Origin of the sequence: Streptomyces sp. NBC_01481 (assembly GCF_026339995.1) — a bacterium.
Taxonomy (GTDB): Bacteria; Actinomycetota; Actinomycetes; order Streptomycetales; family Streptomycetaceae; genus Streptomyces.
The window spans coordinates 1-19,362 of record NZ_JAPEPT010000008.1; the positions used below are offsets into that span (position 1 = coordinate 1).

Genomic DNA, 19,362 nt, shown 5'->3' on the forward strand with positions numbered 1-19,362 from the left:
GTCCCGCTCGGCGAAGACCTCGCTGCGGGCGGCGAAGAAGACGTCCTGGGCGCCGCGGAAACGGTTCCACAGATCGTCCTCGGCCTCGCGCTGGGCGCGGCCCGCGGCCTTCCACTCCGTCATCAGCTCGCGGTAGCGGGCGGCCGTCGTGCCCCAGTCCGTGGAGCCGGACAGCGACTCGGCCTCGGTGACCAGCTTCTCCTTGGTCTTGCGGGCCTCCTCGCGCTGAGCGTCCAGCGAGGCGAAGTGCGCCTTGCGGCGCTTGGAGAACGCCGAGCGGGCGTGCGAGAAGCGGTGCCACAGCTCGTCGTCGGACTTCCGGTCGAGCCGGGGAAGGCCCTTCCAGGTGTCCACCAGCGCCCGCAGCCGCTCACCGGCCGCCCGCCACTGCTCGCTCTGCGCCAGCTCCTCGGCCTCGGTGACCAGGGCCTCCTTGGAGTGGCGCGCCTCGTCGTTCTGCTTCGCCTTCTGGACCTTGCGCTCCTCGCGGCGCTTCTCGACCGTCGCCACGAGCCCGTCGAGGCGCTTGCTCAGTGCGTCGAGGTCGCCGACGGCGTGATGCTCGTCCACCTGCTGGCGCAGATGGTCGATGGCGGTCTGGGCGTCCTTGGCCGAGAGATCGGTGGTCTTCACCCGCCGCTCGAGGAGGCCGATCTCGACCACCAAGCCCTCGTACTTGCGCTCGAAGTAGGCCAGAGCCTCCTCGGGAGTCCCTGCCTGCCACGATCCGACGACCTTCTCGCCATCGGCAGTACGCACGTACACGGTGCCCGTCTCATCGACACGGCCCCACGGGTCGCTGCTCACAGCGCCTCCTCCACCTGATGCCTGCGAGGGGGTTCGCCCCCGGGCATCGTCCACAGTTTCCTGGACGGGCCGCGCCCGCCCTCCACAACGCAACAATCCGGGCCGCGCTGCACAACGCCCAATCTAGGCGACCGGCCGCCCGGCTGTCCGCACTCAGCGCGGCCGAAATTCCCCGGCTCACGCCTTCGGGACGACCGCCTTCTCAATGGTGACAGCCTTCTTGGGGGCCCCGTCCTTGGCTCCGCCCGCCACTCCGTCCTTCGCCACGGTCTGTACGGCCTTGAGGCTCGCGGCGTCCATCGTTCCGAACGGTGTGTAGCTCGGCGGCAGCTTGGAGTCCTTGTAGACGAGGAAGAACTGGCTGCCTCCGGAGTGCGGCTGGCCGGTATTCGCCATCGCCACGGTCCCGGCCGGATAGGTCACGGTGCCGTCCGCGCCCGCCTTGCCCAGTGCGGTCAGATTCTCGTCCGGGATCGTGTACCCCGGCCCGCCCGTGCCGTCGCCCTTCGGGTCTCCGCACTGCAGCACGAAGATCCCCTCCGTGGTCAGCCGGTGGCACTTCGTCCCGTTGAAGTAGCCCTTGTCCGCCAGGGACTTGAACGAGTTCACGGTGTGCGGGGTCTTGGCCGCGTCCATGGCGATCTTGACGGCGCCCTGGTTCGTGGCGAGCTCCATCGAGTACTTCGCCTTTTTGTCGATCGACATGGCGGGCTCGGGGGAGGTGCTCTCGCTCGGGGAAGGGGCGGCGCTGGGGGACTGGCTGTCGCCCGCCGCGCCGTCGGCCTTGGTGTCCCCGTCGGACAGCCCGATCGAGGCATAGGCGGCGGCGCCCGCGGCGAGCACCACGGCGAGCACCGCCGCGACGATCGTGTACCGCTGGTTCTTCTTGCGGGACTGGGCCCGACGCTGCTGCTGGCGCTCGAACTTCTCCCTGGCGAGCTGCCGCCGCCGCTGATCGCTGGTGACCACCGGGTGTTCTCCTTGTACGTCGCGTGATGCCAACCGGTCGAGTGTGCCCCGTACCGTATACGGGTTGGCTGTGGGACGAGCAGCGCCGGTAGGCTCTGATCTGCTGCTCTCCACCACCACACCGAGGACGATCGTGCTTATTGCCGGGTTCCCCGCCGGGGCCTGGGGGACCAACTGTTACCTGGTCGCCCCCGCCGCAGGTGAGGAGTGCGTGATCATCGACCCAGGTCACCAGGCCACCGAAGGCGTCGAGGAAGCACTCAAGAAGCATCGGCTCAAGCCCGTCGCCGTCGTCCTCACCCATGGCCACATCGACCATGTCGCCTCCGTCGTCCCGGTGTGCGGGGCCCATGACGTACCCGCGTGGATCCACCCCGCGGACCGGTACATGATGAGCGACCCGGAAAAGGCCCTGGGCATGTCGATCGGCATGCCGCTCATGGGTGAGCTGACCGTGGGGGAGCCGGACGACGTCAAGGAACTGGCCGACGGCGCGCAGCTGCGCCTCGCCGGACTCGACTTCTCGGTCGCGCATGCGCCCGGCCATACCAAGGGGTCGGTGACCTTCCGGATGCCCGAGGCCGACGACATCCCGTCGGTCTTCTTCTCGGGCGATCTGCTGTTCGCCGGCTCCATCGGACGCACGGACCTGCCCGGCGGCGACCACGCCGAGATCCTCGAGTCGCTGGCGCGTGTGTGCCTGCCGCTCGACGACTCGACCGTGGTGCTGTCCGGCCACGGCCCCCAGACGACCATCGGCCGCGAGCGTGCCGCCAACCCGTACCTTCGGGACGTGGCCGCCGGCCTGGGAGCGGAACCCGCTCCTCGACGAGGAATGTGACGAGAGTTTCCGTGAGCACCTTTCAGGCCCCCAAGGGCACGTACGACCTGATCCCGCCGGAGTCGGCGAAGTACCTCGCGGTACGTGAGGCCATCGCCGCGCCGCTGAAGAACTCCGGCTACGGCTACATCGAGACGCCCGGCTTCGAGAACGTCGAGCTGTTCTCGCGTGGCGTCGGCGAGTCGACCGACATCGTCTCCAAGGAGATGTACGCCTTCGAGACCAAGGGCGGCACCAAGCTGGCGCTGCGCCCCGAGGGCACCGCGTCCGTACTGCGCGCGGCGCTGCAGGCCAATCTCCACAAGCTCGGCAATCTGCCGGTCAAGCTCTGGTACTCCGGCTCGTACTACCGCTACGAGCGCCCGCAGAAGGGCCGCTACAGGCACTTCTCGCAGGTCGGCGCCGAGGCGATCGGGGCCGAGGACCCGGCGCTCGACGCCGAGCTGATCATCCTGGCCGACCAGGCGTACCGCACGCTCGGCCTGAGCCAGTTCCGCATCCTGCTCAACTCCCTGGGCGACAAGGAGTGCAGGCCCGTCTACCGCGACGCGCTGCAGGGCTTTCTGCGCGGGCTGGAGCTCGACGAGGACACCCGGCGCCGGGTCGAGATCAACCCGCTGCGGGTCCTCGACGACAAGCGGGCCGTGGTCCAGAAGCAGCTGGTGGGCGCGCCGTTGCTGCGCGACTACCTGTGCGACGCGTGCAAGGCGTACCACGAAGAGGTGCGCGAGCTGCTGACCGCGGCGGGTGTCGCCTACCAGGACGACGAGAAGCTGGTGCGCGGCCTCGACTACTACACGCGTACGACCTTCGAGTTCGTCCACGACGGTCTCGGCTCGCAGTCCGCGGTGGGCGGCGGCGGCCGCTACGACGGCCTCTCCGAGATGATCGGCGGCCCGGCGCTCCCGTCGGTCGGCTGGGCGCTCGGCGTGGACCGTACGGTCCTGGCGCTGGAGGCGGAGGGCATCGAGCTCGAACTGCCCGCCACCACGAGTGTGTTCGCGGTCCCGCTCGGCGAGGAGGCGCGGCGCGTGCTGTTCGGTCTCGTCACCGAGCTGCGCAGGGCGGGTGTCGCGACGGACTTCTCGTACGCCGGGAAGGGGCTCAAGGGCGCGATGAAGAGTGCGAACCGGTCGGGGGCGCGGTATGCGTTGGTCGCCGGTGAGAGGGACCTCGCGGAGGGGGTCGTCCAGCTGAAGGACATGCAGTCCGGCGAGCAGTCGCCGGTGGCGCTTGCGGATGCGGTCGACGCGATCCGCGAACGCCTGGCCTGACGGGGCGCTGCCCCCGGACCCCCGCGCCTCAAACGCCGGCGGGGCTGAATTTCAGCCCGTCCGGCGTTTGAGGACATGCGGCCGAAGGTCGCATACGGGGTCTGGGGCGAAGCCCCAGTTACGGGAAAGGGCGGGTGGGGAACAGGTCACAGCAACCCGTTCCGCATCGCGCTCGTCACCGCCGCCGTGCGGTCGTCCACCCCCAGCTTCCCGAAGATCCGCAGCAGATGCGTCTTCACCGTCGACTCCCCGATGTACAGCCGACGTCCGATCTCCGCGTTCGTGCACCCCTCCGCCACCAGCCGCAGCACCGCCGTCTCGCGTTCCGACAGCCGCGGCCGCTCCGGCTGCCGACGCAGCTGGTCGACCAGGCGCGCGGCCACCGAGGGGGCCAGTACGGTCTCGCCGCGGGCCGCCGCCCGTACCGCGTCGGCCAGTTCGCCGCGGGCCAGGTCCTTGAGCAGATAGCCCGCCGCCCCCGCCTCCACGGCACGCAGGATGTCCGTGTCCGTCTCGTACGTCGTCAGCACGATCACCCGGCAGGGCAGTCCTGCCGCCCGCATCCGGTTGATCGACTCGACGCCCCCGCCGCCCGGCATGCGCAGGTCCATCAGCACGATGTCCGGCTGGAGTTCGGCACTCAGCGCCTCCGCCTGCGGCCCGCTCGACGCCTCGCCGACCACGGTCAGGTCGGGCTCGGCGCCGAGCATCCCGCGCAGGCCCTCCCGTACGACGGGATGGTCGTCGGCGAGCAGAATGCGGATCACGTACCGCTCCTATCGGGTAGTGGCAGTCGTACGGTGACAGTCGTGCCCCGGCCCGGCGCGCTGCGTACGTCGGCGCAGCCGCCGACCTCCGCGGCCCGGGCCCGCAGCCCGTTCAGCCCGTAGCCCCCCAGCGGCACCGAGTCGTCGAAGCCGCAGCCCGTGTCGCGTACGGACACGGACAGGGCGGCATCGGTGTACGCGAGCGCGATGGCCACCGTCGTCCCGGGCCCGGCGTGCTTGGCGGCGTTGGCCAGGGCTTCCTGGCAGGTGCGCAGCGCCACCACCTCCAGCGCCGGGGCCAACGGCCGTGCGGTGCCCGTCACTTCGACGGACGCGGCCGTGTCCTGGCGCGCGGCGAGCCTGCGCAGCGCGTCCGGCAGCGAGTTGTCGTCCAGGTCCGCCGGTGCGCCACCGGCCACCAGGGCGCGTGCTTCGGCGAGGTTCTGCCGTGCCGTGTCCGCCATCAGTTCCAGATGGCGGCGTGCCTGCGGCAGATCGCGCTCCAGTTCCGAGTCCACCGCCTGCAGCAGCATCAGCACACTGGTGAACCCCTGGGCGAGGGTGTCATGGATCTCGCGGGACATCCGTTCCCGCTCGGCAAGGGCCCCGCGGTCCGCCGAGAGGCGCGCGATCTCCTCCCGGCCGGCCTCCAGCTCGGCGATCAGCGCTGCCCGTTCCCTGCTCTGGTCGATGATCCGGATGATCCAGCTGCCGAGTACTGCCGAGAAGGCCAGACTGACGAGTGCGAACAGGGACTGGAAGAAGACGGTCTGAGCGTCGGGCCGCCACAGGACGGCCCACCCGACCACCGGGGCGATGTTGATGACCGCCACGGCGATCAGGGCGAGCCGCATCCGCAGCAGCATGAAGCACTGCGGGACGAGCGCGAAGGCGGCGATGCGGGTTTCGCCCACCAGGATCGCCGGTGCCAGGAACAGCAGCACCGACCCGGCGACATAGCGCACCGGGTACCGCTCGGCCCCGGCCCGGGCCATCAGCTCGGCCCGTCCGACCCACACGTACCAGGGAGCGAGCAGCACGAACAGCGCGGCCGCGACCAGACGGACCGGCCAGCCGGAGCTCGGGGTGGCGAGCGTGAAGATCAGCGTCGCCGTCCATACGACCGCGAAGTACACGTCCCAGGGCAGGAAGCTGCGGTCCCAGGCGTCGGAGTCGCGCGCCCCGGCCGGCCCGCTCAGCCGTCGCGCCGGCTCTTCCAGCGGAAGGTCAGCAGACACAGCACCAGTCCTCCGATGCACCAGGCGCCCAGTACCAGGGCGATACGGCCGTACTCCCAGCTGCCCGCCTGTTCCAGCACGGAGGCCGACTCCGGCAGGAACACCCCGCGCAGACCCTGGCACATCCATTTCAGCGGGAAGATCGCGCCGACGTTCAGCATCCAGTCCGGGATGGTGTTGATCGCGATGTACACCCCGGAGATGAACTGCAGTACCAGGAAGGGGAGTACGACCACGGAGGTGGCGCTCTGCCCTGACTTCGGCACACTGCTGATGGCGATACCGAGCAGCGCGCACCCGGTCAGACCGAGGACGAATATCCAGCCGAAGGTGAGCCACTTGCCCACGCTGGTGGGCAGATCGACATCGTAGAACACCGTGCCGACGACCAGCAGCGCCGCCGTCTCCAGCAGCCCGGTGACCAGGACCAGCCACACCTTGCCGAGGAAGTACGCGGCAGGCGGCATCGGCGTTCCGCGCAGCCGCCGGAGCTGCTTCTCGTCCCGCTCGATCGCGATGGAGATGCCCAGCGACTGGAAGCTGGTCGACATGATGCCTGCCGCGATCATCGCCGGCACATAGAGCTGGGACGCGGTGATGCCCGCGCCCTTCACGTCGTCGCTGAAGATCGACGCGAAGAGGAAGAGGAAGACGATCGGGAAGGCGAAGGTGAAGATGGCCTGTTCGCGCTGGCGGAAGAACGCCAGCACCTCCAGGCGGCCGCGCAGCAGCCCCAGCCGCCAGGCCCCGGGAAGCTGGGGTGATGTGCTGCGTACGCCGATCTTCAGGTCCGTGACCGTGGTCATCGCGCCGCCTCCTGTCCGGTGAGCCGCAGATAGACGTCTTCGAGGGTCGGCCTGCTGATCAGCAGGCCCGGGATCTCGCCGTCGAATCGGCGCGTGAGCTCGGCGACGGTACGGGTCGGGGTCGCCGTCTGCTCGGAGCGCGGCGCTCCGTCCCGCTCCGTCCAGGTGACCGTGGCCTGCGTGCCGTACTCCTCGCGCAGGCCGGCCGGGGTGCCCTCGGCGACCACCTTGCCCGCGGCGATCACCGCGAGCCGGTCGGAGAGGACCTCGGCCTCCTCCAGGTAGTGCGTGGTCAGGACGATGGTGGTGCCCTCGTCCGCCAGCCGCCGGATCAGCTCCCAGAACCGGCGGCGGGCGCCGGGGTCGAAGCCTGTCGTGGGCTCGTCGAGCAGCAGCAGCTCGGGACCGCCGATCACGCCCAGCGCCACATCCAGCCGGCGCCGCTGCCCGCCGGAGAGCGCCTTGATCCGGCTCGACGCCTTCTCCTCGAGACCCACGAGCGAGATGACCTCTTCGGGGTCGCGCGGTTTCGGGTAGTAGCTGGCGAAATGGGACACCGTCTCCTGGACCGTCAACTCCGCGGGCGCCGATTCGTCCTGCCAGACGATGCCGATCCTGGACCTCCAGTGGCGGTTTCCGGTCGCAGGGTCCGAGCCGAGTACGGTCACCTCGCCCGCGTCCCGGGAGCGGTGACCCTGAAGGATCTCCACCGTGGTGCTCTTGCCCGCGCCGTTGGGGCCGAGAATGCCGAAGACCTCGCCCCGGTCAATGCCCAGGTCCAGGTCGTCCACCGCTGTCACATCGCCGTACCGCTTGCGCAGTCCGCGCACGTTCACCGCGAGTTCTGTCATGGCAATGAGCTTCTCGCCGAAGTGAGCCCCGGGGGACGACCGTCCGTACATCCTTATGTCCATCGAACGGTGGACACAGGTGCGGGTGCGGCAGAATGACCGTGCCCCCAGCAGGCCACTGAGCGATGGAACGGGATATGACGACTGCAGCGGTTGACGACGTGTCCTCCGAGCGGGAGAACGGCTCCAAGGGCACGATCGGCGGCAGTCGTGCCTTCTCCTGGCTTCTGGTGATCACGGGTGCGGCGGGTCTGCTGGCGTCGTGGGTGATCACGATCGACAAGTTCAAGCTGCTGGAGGATCCGGGTTTCACGCCGGGGTGCAGTCTGAATCCGGTGGTGTCCTGCGGGAACATCATGAAGAGCGAGCAGGCGTCGGCGTTCGGGTTCCCGAATCCGATGCTGGGGCTTGTGGCGTACTCGATGGTGATCGCGATCGGTGTGGCGCTGCTGGCGGGGGCGCGTTACCGGCGCTGGTACTGGCTGGGTCTCAATGCCGGGTGTCTGTTCGGGGTGGGCTTTTGCACCTGGCTGCAGTACCAGTCGCTGTACGAGATCAACGCGCTGTGCCTGTGGTGCTCGCTGGCCTGGATCGCCACCATCGTGATGTTCTGCTACGTCACGCTGCACAACATCGAGCACCGGATCATCAAGGTGCCGGAGGGGCTGCGCAAGGGACTGCTGGAGTTCCACTGGCTGCCGCCGGTGCTCTGGATCGGCATCATCGGGATGCTCGTCCTGACCCGCTGGTGGGACTTCTGGACCAGCTGACCCGGCCACGGGGGACTGTCAGACCGCTGACATAGGCTGCACAGCGTGGAGCCCGACCTCTTTACCGCCGCAGCCGAGGAACGCCAGGAGAAGGATCCGTCCAGCAGCCCCCTGGCCGTTCGGATGCGCCCGCGTACCCTCGACGAAGTCGTCGGCCAGCAGCACCTGTTGAAGCCAGGATCACCGCTGCGCCGCCTCGTCGGCGAGGGCGGCGGAGGCCCCGCCGGACCCTCGTCGGTGATCCTCTGGGGTCCGCCGGGCATCGGCAAGACGACCCTCGCGTACGTGGTCTCCAAGGCGACCAACAAGCGCTTCGTCGAACTCTCCGCGATCACGGCCGGAGTCAAGGAAGTACGGGCGGTCATCGACGGTGCCCGCCGGGCCGCGGGCGGCTTCGGCAAGGAGACCGTCCTCTTCCTCGACGAGATCCACCGCTTCTCCAAGGCCCAGCAGGACTCCCTGCTGCCCGCCGTGGAGAACCGCTGGGTGACGCTGATCGCCGCCACCACCGAGAATCCGTACTTCTCGATCATCTCGCCCCTGCTCTCCCGCTCCCTGCTGCTCACCCTGGAGTCGCTCACCGACGAGGACCTGAGCGCACTGCTGCGCCGGGCGCTCACCGAGGAGCGGGGCCTGGGCGGAGCCGTCGGTCTTCCCGCGGACGCCGAGGCCCATCTGCGGCGGATCGCGGGCGGCGACGCCCGCCGGGCTCTGACCGCGCTCGAGGCGGCCGCGGGCGCGGCGATCGACAAGGGCGAGAGCGAGATCAGCCTCCAGACGCTGGAGGAGACCGTCGACCGCGCGGCGGTGAAGTACGACCGCGACGGCGATCAGCACTACGACGTGGCGAGCGCCCTGATCAAGTCCATCCGGGGCTCCGACGTGGATGCGGCGCTGCACTATCTGGCCCGCATGATCGAGGCGGGGGAGGACCCCCGTTTCATCGCCCGCCGGCTGATGATCTCGGCGAGCGAGGACATCGGCCTCGCCGACCCGACGGCGTTGCCCACCGCCGTCGCCGCGGCCCAGGCGGTGGCGATGATCGGTTTCCCGGAGGCCGCGCTCACCCTCAGCCACGCCACGATCGCGCTGGCGCTGGCCCCCAAGTCGAACGCAGCGACGACCGCGATAGGCGCGGCGCTCGCGGACGTGCGCGCCGGTCTGGCCGGAGCTGTCCCGCCGCATCTGCGCGACGGCCACTACAAGGGCGCGGCCAAGCTCGGCCATGCGCAGGGCTATGTGTATCCGCACGACGTCCCGGGCGGAATCGCCGCGCAGCAGTACGCCCCGGACGCGGTGCAGGGCAAGCGCTACTACGAACCGACGAGGTACGGCGCGGAGGCGCGGTACGCCGACGTGGTCGAGAAGGTCCGCGAACGCCTGCGCGGCGAGTAACCGGACAGGACCTCAATGCGACGCGGCCTCGAAGAGCCTGTACATGGCCCGGCGCAGTTCCGCGACATCGCGCACCGGCGTGGGGAAGTCGAAGCGCGCGTCGAAGCTGCGCCCGCCGACGAACCGCACCCGTAGCCCGAACCGGTCCAGCGACAGCGGCACCGCCCGCTGCCCCTTCGCGCCCGTCCTCTCGCTGAGCAGCCCGCACAGCTCCTGCACCTGCTCGCTGTGCGCTGAGTGCAGATGCTGCAGCAGCTCGGTCTCGTGCGCGACGAGCGGATCGACGGACGCCTGCGCGAAGTCCTCCGGCTCGACGCCCTCCGCACCCCACAGATCGTCCACCCACGCCTCGCCCGTTTCGAGGCGCAGCATCATGGCGCCGGGCGCGGCCAGGCCGGGTGCGCAGGTGAGCCAGCCGTAGATCCAGGCCCGGCCGCGGATACGGTGGGGCACCGAGACCGGCGCGACATCGGTGATCTCCAGCACAGCGGAGAGTTCGTCGTCCTGCGCGTGCGTGGCGGCGCGCACGGCCGGGGAATCGGCAGGAAACAGCAGGAACACCTCACCGTCGGTTCCCACGACCCGCGCCTGCGGGGTCAGCTGCTCGGGGCGTGCGGCGTCCACCCCCGGGATGAGCAGCACCGCTGAGCATGTACTCTGTACGAGAGTTCGTGTGCGCTCGGCTGCTGACGGCATCCGCGCGATTTCAAGCCCGCTGGGACGCGGCTGACCATGAGCTGATCGGACCTCCGTCGCCTCGACGCCATTGGATGCGTCGACGTTCTTCGTGCTGTCCGTGATGCGCTTGGTGTTCCCAGGGCGAGACATGCGATCTCCTTGAGTAAGGTGAGCCTAACCTAACCTACAACGGAGGTCTGGAGAACGTGCCTAACCAGTCGCGTCCCAAGGTCAAGAAGTCTCGTGCGCTCGGTATCGCGCTGACGCCGAAGGCCGTCAAGTACTTCGAAGCCCGCCCCTACCCGCCGGGCGAGCACGGCCGTGGCCGCAAGCAGAACTCGGACTACAAGGTCCGTCTGCTCGAGAAGCAGCGTCTGCGCGCCCAGTACGACATCAGCGAGCGCCAGATGGCCCGCGCCTACGACCGCGCCAAGAAGGCCGAGGGCAAGACCGGCGAGGCGCTGGTCATCGAGCTCGAGCGCCGCCTCGACGCCCTGGTCCTGCGTTCGGGCATCGCCCGCACCATCTACCAGGCCCGCCAGATGGTCGTCCACGGCCACATCGAGGTCAACGGTGGCAAGGTCGACAAGCCGTCGTTCCGCGTCCGTCCCGACGACGTCGTGATGGTCCGCGAGCGCAGCCGCGAGAAGCCGCTCTTCCAGGTCGCGCGTGAGGGTGGCTTCGCCGCCGACGGCGAGACCCCGCGCTACCTGCAGGTCAACCTGAAGGCCCTGGCGTTCCGCCTGGACCGTGACCCGAACCGCAAGGAAGTCCCGGTCATCTGCGACGAGCAGCTGGTCGTCGAGTACTACGCCCGCTGATCTGGGGGCCCTCCCAGCGGTAGCTGGGTGAGTAGCTCACACAGCTTCAGCCCGCCGCTCCCCCCTTACAGGTGGGGGAGCCGGCGGGCTCTCGCGTTTCCGGAGCCGTTCCCTTTCTCCCCGGCAGGAATGCGGTATGGGGTGCGACCCTGGGCGCGATAGGGTCGGAGGACGATTTCCGTGGTGTCCATCGACGAGCAGAAAGCGGTGCAGCGTGACCGGTGGAGAGGTTGCCGGGATCCTGGTGGCCGTCTTCTGGGCGATCTTGGTCTCCTTCCTCGCCGTGGTGCTGGTGAGGCTGGCCCAGACGCTCAGAGCGACCACCAAGCTGGTGGCGGACGTGACCGAGCAGGCGGTGCCCCTGCTGGCCGACGCCTCCGCCACGGTGCGCTCCGCACAGACCCAGCTCGACCGGGTCGACGCCATCGCGACGGACGTCCAGGAAGTCACATCGAACGCATCGGCGCTCTCCACGACGGTCGCCTCGACCTTCGGCGGGCCGCTGGTCAAGGTCGCAGCCTTCGGCTACGGCGTGCGCCGGGCCATGAGCCGCAAGAGCGACGACGCCCCTGCCGCGCCGTCGCGTCGAACGGTGATCGCCGGGCGTACCGTGCCGTCGCCCCGGCGTAAGCGGAAAGGCTGACGCACCATGTTCCGCCGCACGTTCTGGTTCACCGCCGGCGCCGCAGCCGGCATCTGGGCCACCACCAAGGTCAATCGCAAGCTCAGGCAGCTGACCCCCGAAAGCCTTGCGGCGCAGGCCGCGAACAAGGCGATCGACGCGGGCCACAAGCTCAAGGACTTCGCACTCGACGTCCGGGCGGGCATGGTCCAGCGCGAGGCCGAACTGGGTGAAGCACTCGGCATCGATGCACCGGTCGACCCCGAACTGCCCACGCAGCGCCGCTACGCCGCGATCGACCGGCCGGGGCCTTCACACGACAAGCACTCCTACAACTCGTACAACCGGAATGAGGACCACTGATGGAGTCGGCTGAAATCCGCCGCCGCTGGCTGAGCTTCTTCGAGGAGCGCGGGCACACCGTCGTGCCTTCGGCGTCGCTCATCGCGGACGACCCGACTCTGCTGCTGGTCCCCGCCGGCATGGTTCCCTTCAAGCCGTACTTCCTCGGCGAGGCCAAGCCGCCGTCCCCGCGCGCCACCAGCGTGCAGAAGTGCGTGCGTACGCCGGACATCGAAGAGGTCGGCAAGACCACCCGGCACGGCACGTTCTTCCAGATGTGCGGCAACTTCTCCTTCGGTGACTACTTCAAGGAAGGCGCCATCAAGTTCGCCTGGGAGCTGCTGACCAGCTCCGTCGCGGACGGTGGCTACGGCCTTGACCCCGAGCGCCTGTGGATCACGGTCTACAAGGAGGACGACGAGGCCGAGCAGATCTGGCGCGACGTGATCCGTGTGCCCGCCGAGCGCATCCAGCGCCTGGGCATGGGCCCCAACTTCTGGTCGATGGGCGTCCCGGGCCCCTGCGGACCCTGCTCCGAGATCAACTACGACCGGGGCCCGGAGTTCGGCGAAGACGGCGGCCCGGCCGTCAACGACGAGCGTTACGTGGAGATCTGGAACCTGGTCTTCATGCAGTACGAGCGCGGCGCCGGCGAGGGCAAGGAGGACTTCCCGATCCTCGGCGACCTGCCGTCCAAGAACATCGACACCGGCCTCGGCCTCGAGCGCCTCGCGATGATCCTGCAGGGCGTACAGAACATGTACGAGACCGACACCCTGCGCGTCGTCATGGACAAGGCCACCGAACTGACCGGCGTGCGCTACGGCGCCGAGCACGGCTCGGACGTCTCCCTGCGCGTGGTCGCCGACCACATCCGTACGTCCGTGATGCTCATCGGCGACGGAGTCACCCCCGGCAACGAGGGCCGCGGCTACGTCCTGCGCCGCATCATGCGCCGCGCCATCCGCAACATGCGCCTCATGGGCGCCACCGAGCCCGTCATCGCCGAGCTGGCCGACGTGGTCATCAAAACCATGGGCGAGCAGTACCCGGAGCTGATCACCGACCGCAAGCGGATCGAGGCCGTGGCCCTCGCCGAGGAGGCCGCCTTCCTCAAGACGCTCAGGGCGGGCACCAACATCCTCGACACCGCCATCACCGAGGCCAAGGCCGGCGGCGGCACGGTCCTCGCCGGCGACAAGGCCTTCCTGCTCCACGACACCTGGGGCTTCCCGATCGACCTCACCCTGGAGATGGCCGCCGAGCAGGGCCTTTCCGTGGACGAGGACGGTTTCCGCCGCCTGATGAAGCAGCAGCGGGACCAGGCCAAGGCCGACGCCAAGGCCAAGAAGACCGGCCATGCCGACCTCTCCGCCTATCGCTCGGTCGCCGACACGTCCGGCGCCACGGAGTTCACCGGCTACACCTCCACCGAGGGCGAGTCGACCATCGTCGGCCTGCTCGTCGACGGAGTCCCCTCGCCCGCCGCCACCGAGGGCGACGAGGTCGAGATCGTCCTCGACCGCACCCCCTTCTACGCCGAGGGCGGCGGCCAGCTCGCCGACCAGGGCCGCATCAAGCTCGACACGGGCGCCGTCATCGAGGTCCGCGACGTCCAGCAGCCGGTCCCCGGCGTCTCCGTGCACAAGGGCTCGGTGCAGGTCGGCGAGGTGACGGTGGGTGCCTCCGCCTACGCCGCCATCGACACCAGGCGCCGTCGCGCCATCGCCCGCGCCCACAGCGCCACGCACCTGACCCACCAGGCGCTGCGCGACGCCCTCGGCCCGACGGCCGCCCAGGCCGGTTCGGAGAACTCCCCGGGCCGCTTCCGCTTCGACTTCGGCTCGCCCTCGGCCGTCCCCGGCACGGTTCTCACCGACGTCGAGCAGAAGATCAACGAAGTGCTCGCCCGTGAACTCGACGTCCAGGCCGAGGTCATGAGCATTGACGAGGCCAAGAAGCAGGGCGCCATCGCCGAGTTCGGCGAGAAGTACGGCGAGCGGGTCCGCGTCGTCACCATCGGCGACTTCTCCAAGGAGCTGTGCGGCGGCACGCATGTGCACAACACCGCCCAGCTGGGCCTGGTGAAGCTGCTCGGCGAGTCCTCGATCGGCTCCGGTGTGCGCCGTATCGAAGCCCTCGTCGGCGTCGACGCCTACAACTTCCTCGCCCGGGAGCACACGGTCGTCGCCCAGCTCCAGGAGCTGGTCAAGGGCCGTCCCGAGGAACTTCCCGAGAAGATCTCCGGCATGCTCGCCAAGCTCAAGGACGCCGAGAAGGAGATCGAGAAGTTCCGCGCGGAGAAGGTCCTGCAGGCCGCCGCCGGTCTCGCCTCGGGCGCCAAGGACGTACGCGGTGTCGCGGTGGTCACCGGCCAGGTGCCGGACGGCACCGGCGCCGACGACCTGCGCAAGCTGGTCCTCGACGTCCGCGGTCGCATCCAGGGCGACCGCCCGGCCGTCGTGGCCCTGTTCACCGTCGCCAACGGCCGCCCGCTGACGGTCATCGCCACCAACGAGGCTGCCCGCGAGCGCGGACTCAAGGCCGGCGACCTGGTCCGTACGGCTGCCAAGACCCTCGGCGGCGGCGGTGGCGGCAAGCCGGACGTCGCCCAGGGCGGCGGACAGAACCCGGACGCCATCGGCGACGCCGTGGCCGCCGTCGAGCGCCTCGTCACCGAGACCGCCTGATGCGCAGAGGCCGCCGCCTCGCGCTCGATGTCGGGGACGCCCGCATCGGGGTCGCCTCGTGCGACCCCGACGGGATCCTCGCCACTCCGGTGGAGACCGTGCCGGGACGCGATGTCCCGGCCGCCCACCGGCGCCTCAAGCAGCTCGTCGAGGAGTACGAGCCCATCGAGGTCATCGTCGGCCTGCCCCGCTCGCTCAGCGGCGGGGAAGGCCCGGCCGCCGTCAAGATCCGCGGCTTCGCCCAGGAATTCGCCAACGGCATCGCCCCCATTCCGGTCCGACTGGTAGACGAGAGGATGACCACAGTGACGGCCAGTCAGGGGCTCCGTGCTTCGGGCGTGAAGTCCAAAAAAGGCCGTTCCGTCATCGACCAGGCTGCCGCTGTGGTGATCCTTCAGAACGCTCTGGAGTCCGAACGGGCGTCCGGGACTGCGCCGGGCGAGGGCGTCGAAGTGGTTGTCTGATCGCGATACGGTAACGTTCCGCGCGATGCGGTGGTGTTCGAACAGCTGCCGCACAGAAAAGAGGTCGGCACGTTCCGCGTCTGCCTCGCGGCCCTAGGGGATCGATGACTGAGTATGGCCGGGGCTCTGGCTCCGAACCGTGGCATCCCGAGGACCCCTTGTACGGGGACCAGGGGTGGGGAGGACAGCAGGCCGCAGCCGGCCAGACTCCGTACGGCGGCCAGCCGCAGCAGCAGTACCCGCAGCAGCCGCAGCAGTACGGCAACCAGCAGCAGGACCCGTACCAGCAGCAACAGCAACAGCAACAGCAGTACAACCAGCAGCAACAGCAGCAGTACAACCAGCAACAGCAACAGCAACAACAGCAACAGCAACAGCAACAGCAACAGCAACAACAGCAACAGCAACAACAGCAACAGCAGTACAACCAGCAGCAGTACAACGGCGGCTGGGACACCGGCCAGCAGCCCGCCATGCCGTACGGAGCGGGCCCGGCCGACACCTACGGTGGCCAGCAGCCCGGCTACGGAAACCCGCAGGAAGCCGACTACTACGCCACTCCCGAGGCCTATCCGCCGCCGCAGCCCCCCGGCCGGCGCCAGGCCCAGCCGCAGCCCGCTCCCACCGACTGGGACGCCGAGGCGCAGCAGGAGGAGACCCACCCCTTCTTCACCGGCGACGACGACCGTGACGACGACGGCGAGTACGACGACGACCCGGGGGAGTCGCGCCGGGGCGGCGGCCGTGAGCGCCGTGGCAAGACCAAGAAGAAGAGCCGCAACGGCTGTGCGTGCCTGGTCGTCTCACTGGTGCTCGCGGGCGGCCTCGGCGGTGTCGGCTACTTCGGCTACCAGTTCTGGGAGGGCCGCTTCGGCCCGGCCGAGGACTATGCGGGTGCCGGAACCGGGCAGACGCAGGTCGAGGTCCCCAAGGGCGCGGGCCTGCAGGAGATCGGCAACATCCTCAAGACGGCCGGTGTCGTCAAGAGCGCGGGCGCCTTCGTCGTCGCCGCCGACGGGAAGAGCATCCAAGCCGGCGTCTACCTGCTCCCCAAGGGCATGTCCGGCAAGAACGCCGTGGCCCGCATGCTCGACCCGGCCAGCCGCAACAACCTGATCGTTGTTCCGGGCAAGCGCAACTCCTGGGTCTACGAGCAGATCGACGCGCGCCTCGGCATCAAGGCGGGGACCACCAAGGCCGTCGCCAAGGCGAAGGCGAAGACCCTTGGCCTGCCCGAGTGGGCAAATGACAACAAGAACATCAAGGACCCGCTGGAAGGATTCCTCTACCCCGCGACCTATCCGGTCGCCAAGGGCATGAAGCCGGAGGCCGTCCTGCAGAAGATGGTCGCCCAGGCGAACCAGGAGTTCGGCAAGAAGAACCTCAAGGCCGAGGCCGCCAGGCTGGGCCTGAAGTCGCCGCTCCAGGTGCTCACCGTCGCGAGCCTCGTCCAGGCCGAGGGCAAGTACAAGCACGACTTCGACAAGGTCTCGCGGGTCGTCTACAACCGCCTGAAGCCGAACAACATCGAGACCGTCGGACGCCTCGAATTCGACTCGACGATCAACTACATCAAGAGCGAGAGCAAGCTCGACACCGGCGCAGTCGACGATCTGCGGCAGATAAAGGATCCGTACAACACGTACGACATAAAGGGGCTGCCGCCAGGACCGATCGGGAATCCGGGTCTTGACGCTTTCGGCTCGGCTCTGAATCCGACCCCCGGTCCCTGGTACTACTTCGTGTCGATCACCGAGGACAAGACGCTCTTCGCGGTCACCAACGCGGAACACGAGCGCAACCGCAAGAAATACGAAGAGCAGCAGGAGAAGAACGGTCAGTGAGCACCACGAAGCGGCGTGCGGCGGTTCTCGGATCGCCGATCGCCCACTCGCTCTCCCCGGTGCTGCACCGTGCGGCCTACGCCGAACTCGGCCTCGACGACTGGTCGTACGACCGCTTTGAGATGGATGAGGCCGGGCTGCCGGGATTCGTGGAGGGACTCGACGACTCCTGGGCCGGACTTTCGCTGACCATGCCGCTCAAGCGCGCGATCCTGCCGCTGCTCGACGGCATCAGTGACACCGCCGCCTCCGTCGAAGCCGTCAACACGGTGGTCTTCACCGAGGACGGCCGCCGTCTCGGCGACAACACCGACATCCCCGGCATGATCGCCGCACTGCGTGAGCGGGGGGTCGACAAGGTCGCATCGGCCGCGGTGCTGGGTGCCGGCGCGACGGCGTCGTCCGCGCTCGCCGCGCTCGCCCGGATCTGCACGGGACCGGTCGTCGCCTGCGTACGCAGCCAGGCCCGGGCCGAGGAGATGCGCGGCTGGGGCGAGCGGCTCGGTGTCGATGTCGTCATCGCCGACTGGGCCGAGGCCGCGACGGTGCTGGAGGCACCCCTGGTCATCGCCACCACCCCGGCGGGTGCGACCGACGTGCTGGCGGCCGAGGTGCCCGAGCGGCCGGGAACGCTGTTCGACGTGCTGTACGAGCCGTGGCCCACGGCCCTGGCCGCCGCCTGGTCGGGGCACGGCGGGGACGTCGTCGGCGGCCTCGACCTCCTGGTCCACCAGGCGGTTCTCCAGGTCGAACAGATGACGGGCCGCGCACCCGCGCCGCTCGCCGCCATGCGGGCCGCCGGGGAGCAGGCGCTGAGCGGCGGCACAGCCGCGTGAGGCGGCGGGCGCAGGCGTCCGGGTGATGGACCGGAGAACGGGTCACGGACGCGGACGTGGGAGGATCGGGGGAGGCGGGCCAGGGCCGCGCACCCGGTCGCGCCGTCGCAGTCCCAGGCGCGAGCAGGAGGAGCACCGTTGAGCAGGTTGCGTTGGCTGACGGCGGGGGAGTCGCACGGACCCGCACTGGTGGCGACGCTGGAGGGTCTTCCCGCCGGTGTGCCGATCACGACGGAGATGGTGGCGGACCATCTCGCGCGTCGGCGCCTCGGTTACGGCCGCGGTGCCCGGATGAAGTTCGAGCGCGACGAGGTCACCTTCCTCGGTGGCGTACGGCACGGCCTGACGATGGGCTCGCCCGTCGCGGTCATGGTGGGCAACACCGAGTGGCCGAAATGGGACAAGGTCATGGCCGCGGACCCGGTCGACCCCGACGAGCTCGCCCAGCTGGCCCGTAACGCCCCGCTGACGCGGCCGCGTCCCGGTCATGCCGACCTGGCGGGTATGCAGAAGTACGCACTCGACGAGGCCCGGCCGATCCTGGAGCGCGCCAGTGCCCGCGAGACGGCAGCCAGGGTCGCGCTGGGCGCGGTGGCCCGCTCGTACCTGAAGGAGACGGCGGGGATCGAGATCGTCTCCCACGTCATCGAACTGGCCTCGGCCAAGGCCCCGTACGGCGTGTACCCGACCCCTGCAGACGTCGACAAGCTCGACGCCGACCCGGTGCGCTGCCTCGACGCCGACGCGTCGAAGGCGATGGTCGCCGAGATCGACCAGGCCCACAAGGACGGCGACACCCTCGGCGGTGTCGTCGAGGTGCTGGCCTACGGGGTGCCGGTCGGCCTCGGCTCGCACGTGCACTGGGACCGGCGGCTCGACGCGCGGCTCGCGGCCGCGCTGATGGGTATCCAGGCCATCAAGGGCGTCGAGGTGGGCGACGGCTTCGAGCTCGCCCGGGTGCCCGGTTCCCAGGCGCACGACGAGATCGTGCCGGGACCGGACGGGATCCGGCGCTCGACCGGCCGCTCCGGCGGCACCGAGGGCGGCATGTCCACGGGCGAGCTGCTGCGCGTACGGGCCGCGATGAAGCCGATCGCGACCGTTCCGCGTGCGCTGGCCACCGTCGATGTCGCCACCGGCGAGGTCGCGGCGGCTCACCATCAGCGTTCCGACGTCTGTGCGGTACCGGCGGCAGGGATCGTCGCCGAGGCGATGGTCGCGCTCGTCCTCGCCGATGCGGTCGCGGAGAAGTTCGGCGGCGACAGCGTCGGCGAGACCCGCCGCAACGTCCAGTCGTACCTCGACAACCTCCACATCCGGTGAGCGTCCCCCTGATCGTCCTTGTCG

Annotated in this window: 19 protein-coding genes; 12 read left to right on the plus strand and 7 right to left on the minus strand. The window is 69.4% G+C overall.

Annotation, left to right across the window (positions count from 1 at the left end; genetic code table 11):
* Together OOK40_RS33845 and OOK40_RS33850 are read right to left on the minus strand one after the other, a co-directional pair.
* A partial coding sequence (locus OOK40_RS33845) for a DUF349 domain-containing protein (protein WP_266489326.1) occupies positions 1 to 807 on the minus strand: 807 nt, incomplete at its 3' end.
* A 177-nt stretch (positions 808 to 984) separates the two neighbouring features.
* On the minus strand, positions 985 to 1,776 hold the full coding sequence (locus OOK40_RS33850) for a peptidylprolyl isomerase (RefSeq protein WP_266489328.1): 792 nt from the start codon (positions 1,774 to 1,776) through the stop codon (positions 985 to 987).
* A 133-nt stretch (positions 1,777 to 1,909) separates the two neighbouring features.
* Between OOK40_RS33850 and OOK40_RS33855 the strand changes: the two genes are divergently transcribed.
* On the plus strand, positions 1,910 to 2,617 hold the full coding sequence (locus tag OOK40_RS33855) for an MBL fold metallo-hydrolase (RefSeq protein WP_266489330.1): 708 nt from the start codon (positions 1,910 to 1,912) through the stop codon (positions 2,615 to 2,617).
* Between the two features lie 11 nt (positions 2,618 to 2,628).
* The gene (hisS, locus tag OOK40_RS33860; RefSeq protein WP_266489331.1) at positions 2,629 to 3,891 is read left to right on the plus strand and encodes a histidine--tRNA ligase; all 1,263 of its coding nucleotides are present in this window, start codon (positions 2,629 to 2,631) and stop codon (positions 3,889 to 3,891) included.
* Positions 3,892 to 4,037: 146 nt separating this feature from the next.
* Here the strand turns inward: hisS and OOK40_RS33865 are convergent, their stop codons facing one another.
* The 4 genes from OOK40_RS33865 to OOK40_RS33880 are packed head-to-tail and all read right to left on the minus strand — an operon-like array spanning position 4,038 to position 7,553.
* Positions 4,038 to 4,658, minus strand: coding sequence for a response regulator transcription factor (locus OOK40_RS33865; protein ID WP_266489332.1), 621 nt, complete (start codon positions 4,656 to 4,658; stop codon positions 4,038 to 4,040).
* A complete protein-coding gene (locus tag OOK40_RS33870; protein ID WP_266489333.1) occupies positions 4,655 to 5,896 on the minus strand; it encodes a sensor histidine kinase in 1,242 nt (413 codons plus the stop codon). The genes OOK40_RS33865 and OOK40_RS33870 overlap by 4 nt, the downstream gene beginning before the upstream one ends.
* Positions 5,854 to 6,702 carry an ABC transporter permease gene (locus tag OOK40_RS33875; protein ID WP_266489335.1) on the minus strand — a complete coding sequence of 283 codons (849 nt, stop codon included), beginning with the start codon at positions 6,700 to 6,702 and terminating at the stop codon, positions 5,854 to 5,856. Before OOK40_RS33875 ends, OOK40_RS33870 begins: the two co-directional genes overlap by 43 nt.
* Entirely contained in the window at positions 6,699 to 7,553 is an 855-nt protein-coding gene (locus OOK40_RS33880; protein WP_266489337.1) for an ABC transporter ATP-binding protein, read from the minus strand. The genes OOK40_RS33875 and OOK40_RS33880 overlap by 4 nt, the downstream gene beginning before the upstream one ends.
* 137 nt (positions 7,554 to 7,690) lie before the next feature.
* On the opposite strand from OOK40_RS33880, the gene OOK40_RS33885 reads away from it, so the two are divergent.
* Together OOK40_RS33885 and OOK40_RS33890 are read left to right on the plus strand one after the other, a co-directional pair.
* Positions 7,691 to 8,323 (plus strand): vitamin K epoxide reductase family protein, encoded by a 633-nt coding sequence (locus OOK40_RS33885; RefSeq protein WP_266489338.1) that lies wholly within the window; start codon positions 7,691 to 7,693, stop codon positions 8,321 to 8,323.
* A 45-nt stretch (positions 8,324 to 8,368) separates the two neighbouring features.
* Positions 8,369 to 9,718, plus strand: a complete 1,350-nt coding sequence (locus OOK40_RS33890; protein WP_266489340.1) for a replication-associated recombination protein A — start codon at positions 8,369 to 8,371, stop codon at positions 9,716 to 9,718.
* Between the two features lie 12 nt (positions 9,719 to 9,730).
* On the opposite strand, the gene OOK40_RS33895 is transcribed toward OOK40_RS33890, so the two are convergent.
* Positions 9,731 to 10,414: a DUF2470 domain-containing protein gene (locus OOK40_RS33895; protein WP_266489554.1), complete on the minus strand. Its 684-nt coding sequence runs from the start codon at positions 10,412 to 10,414 to the stop codon at positions 9,731 to 9,733.
* A 188-nt stretch (positions 10,415 to 10,602) separates the two neighbouring features.
* Between OOK40_RS33895 and rpsD the strand changes: the two genes are divergently transcribed.
* From rpsD to aroC, 8 genes are all read left to right on the plus strand, one after another.
* Positions 10,603 to 11,217, plus strand: a complete 615-nt coding sequence (rpsD, locus tag OOK40_RS33900) for a 30S ribosomal protein S4 (protein WP_266489341.1) — start codon at positions 10,603 to 10,605, stop codon at positions 11,215 to 11,217.
* A gap of 214 nt (positions 11,218 to 11,431) precedes the next feature.
* Positions 11,432 to 11,860 (plus strand): DUF948 domain-containing protein, encoded by a 429-nt coding sequence (locus OOK40_RS33905; RefSeq protein ID WP_266489342.1) that lies wholly within the window; start codon positions 11,432 to 11,434, stop codon positions 11,858 to 11,860.
* Positions 11,861 to 11,866: 6 nt separating this feature from the next.
* Positions 11,867 to 12,202, plus strand: coding sequence for a DUF6167 family protein (locus OOK40_RS33910; protein ID WP_266489343.1), 336 nt, complete (start codon positions 11,867 to 11,869; stop codon positions 12,200 to 12,202).
* Positions 12,202 to 14,871, plus strand: a complete 2,670-nt coding sequence (alaS, locus tag OOK40_RS33915) for an alanine--tRNA ligase (protein ID WP_266489345.1) — start codon at positions 12,202 to 12,204, stop codon at positions 14,869 to 14,871. Before OOK40_RS33910 ends, alaS begins: the two co-directional genes overlap by 1 nt.
* Complete coding sequence (gene ruvX, locus OOK40_RS33920; protein WP_266489347.1) at positions 14,871 to 15,335, plus strand: Holliday junction resolvase RuvX; 465 nt, start codon at positions 14,871 to 14,873, stop codon at positions 15,333 to 15,335. The genes alaS and ruvX overlap by 1 nt, the downstream gene beginning before the upstream one ends.
* A gap of 104 nt (positions 15,336 to 15,439) precedes the next feature.
* Complete coding sequence (gene mltG / locus OOK40_RS33925; RefSeq protein ID WP_266489349.1) at positions 15,440 to 17,179, plus strand: endolytic transglycosylase MltG; 1,740 nt, start codon at positions 15,440 to 15,442, stop codon at positions 17,177 to 17,179.
* Positions 17,176 to 18,015, plus strand: coding sequence for a shikimate dehydrogenase (locus OOK40_RS33930; RefSeq protein ID WP_266489350.1), 840 nt, complete (start codon positions 17,176 to 17,178; stop codon positions 18,013 to 18,015). The genes mltG and OOK40_RS33930 overlap by 4 nt, the downstream gene beginning before the upstream one ends.
* A gap of 138 nt (positions 18,016 to 18,153) precedes the next feature.
* A complete protein-coding gene (gene aroC, locus OOK40_RS33935) occupies positions 18,154 to 19,338 on the plus strand; it encodes a chorismate synthase (protein WP_266489352.1) in 1,185 nt (394 codons plus the stop codon).
* Positions 19,339 to 19,362 lie beyond the last annotated feature (24 nt).

Bases quoted from the DNA above. Each gene is read 5' to 3' on its own strand.
- OOK40_RS33875 (WP_266489335.1), bottom strand. From the start codon at position 6,702: ATGACCACGGTCACGGACCTGAAGATCGGCGTACGCAGCACATCACCC.
- OOK40_RS33880 (WP_266489337.1), bottom strand. From the start codon at position 7,553: ATGACAGAACTCGCGGTGAACGTGCGCGGACTGCGCAAGCGGTACGGC.
- OOK40_RS33885 (WP_266489338.1), top strand. From the start codon at position 7,691: ATGACGACTGCAGCGGTTGACGACGTGTCCTCCGAGCGGGAGAACGGC.
- OOK40_RS33895 (WP_266489554.1), bottom strand. From the start codon at position 10,414: ATGCCGTCAGCAGCCGAGCGCACACGAACTCTCGTACAGAGTACATGC.
- OOK40_RS33910 (WP_266489343.1), top strand. From the start codon at position 11,867: ATGTTCCGCCGCACGTTCTGGTTCACCGCCGGCGCCGCAGCCGGCATC.
- alaS (WP_266489345.1), top strand. From the start codon at position 12,202: ATGGAGTCGGCTGAAATCCGCCGCCGCTGGCTGAGCTTCTTCGAGGAG.
- ruvX (WP_266489347.1), top strand. From the start codon at position 14,871: ATGCGCAGAGGCCGCCGCCTCGCGCTCGATGTCGGGGACGCCCGCATC.
- mltG (WP_266489349.1), top strand. From the start codon at position 15,440: ATGACTGAGTATGGCCGGGGCTCTGGCTCCGAACCGTGGCATCCCGAG.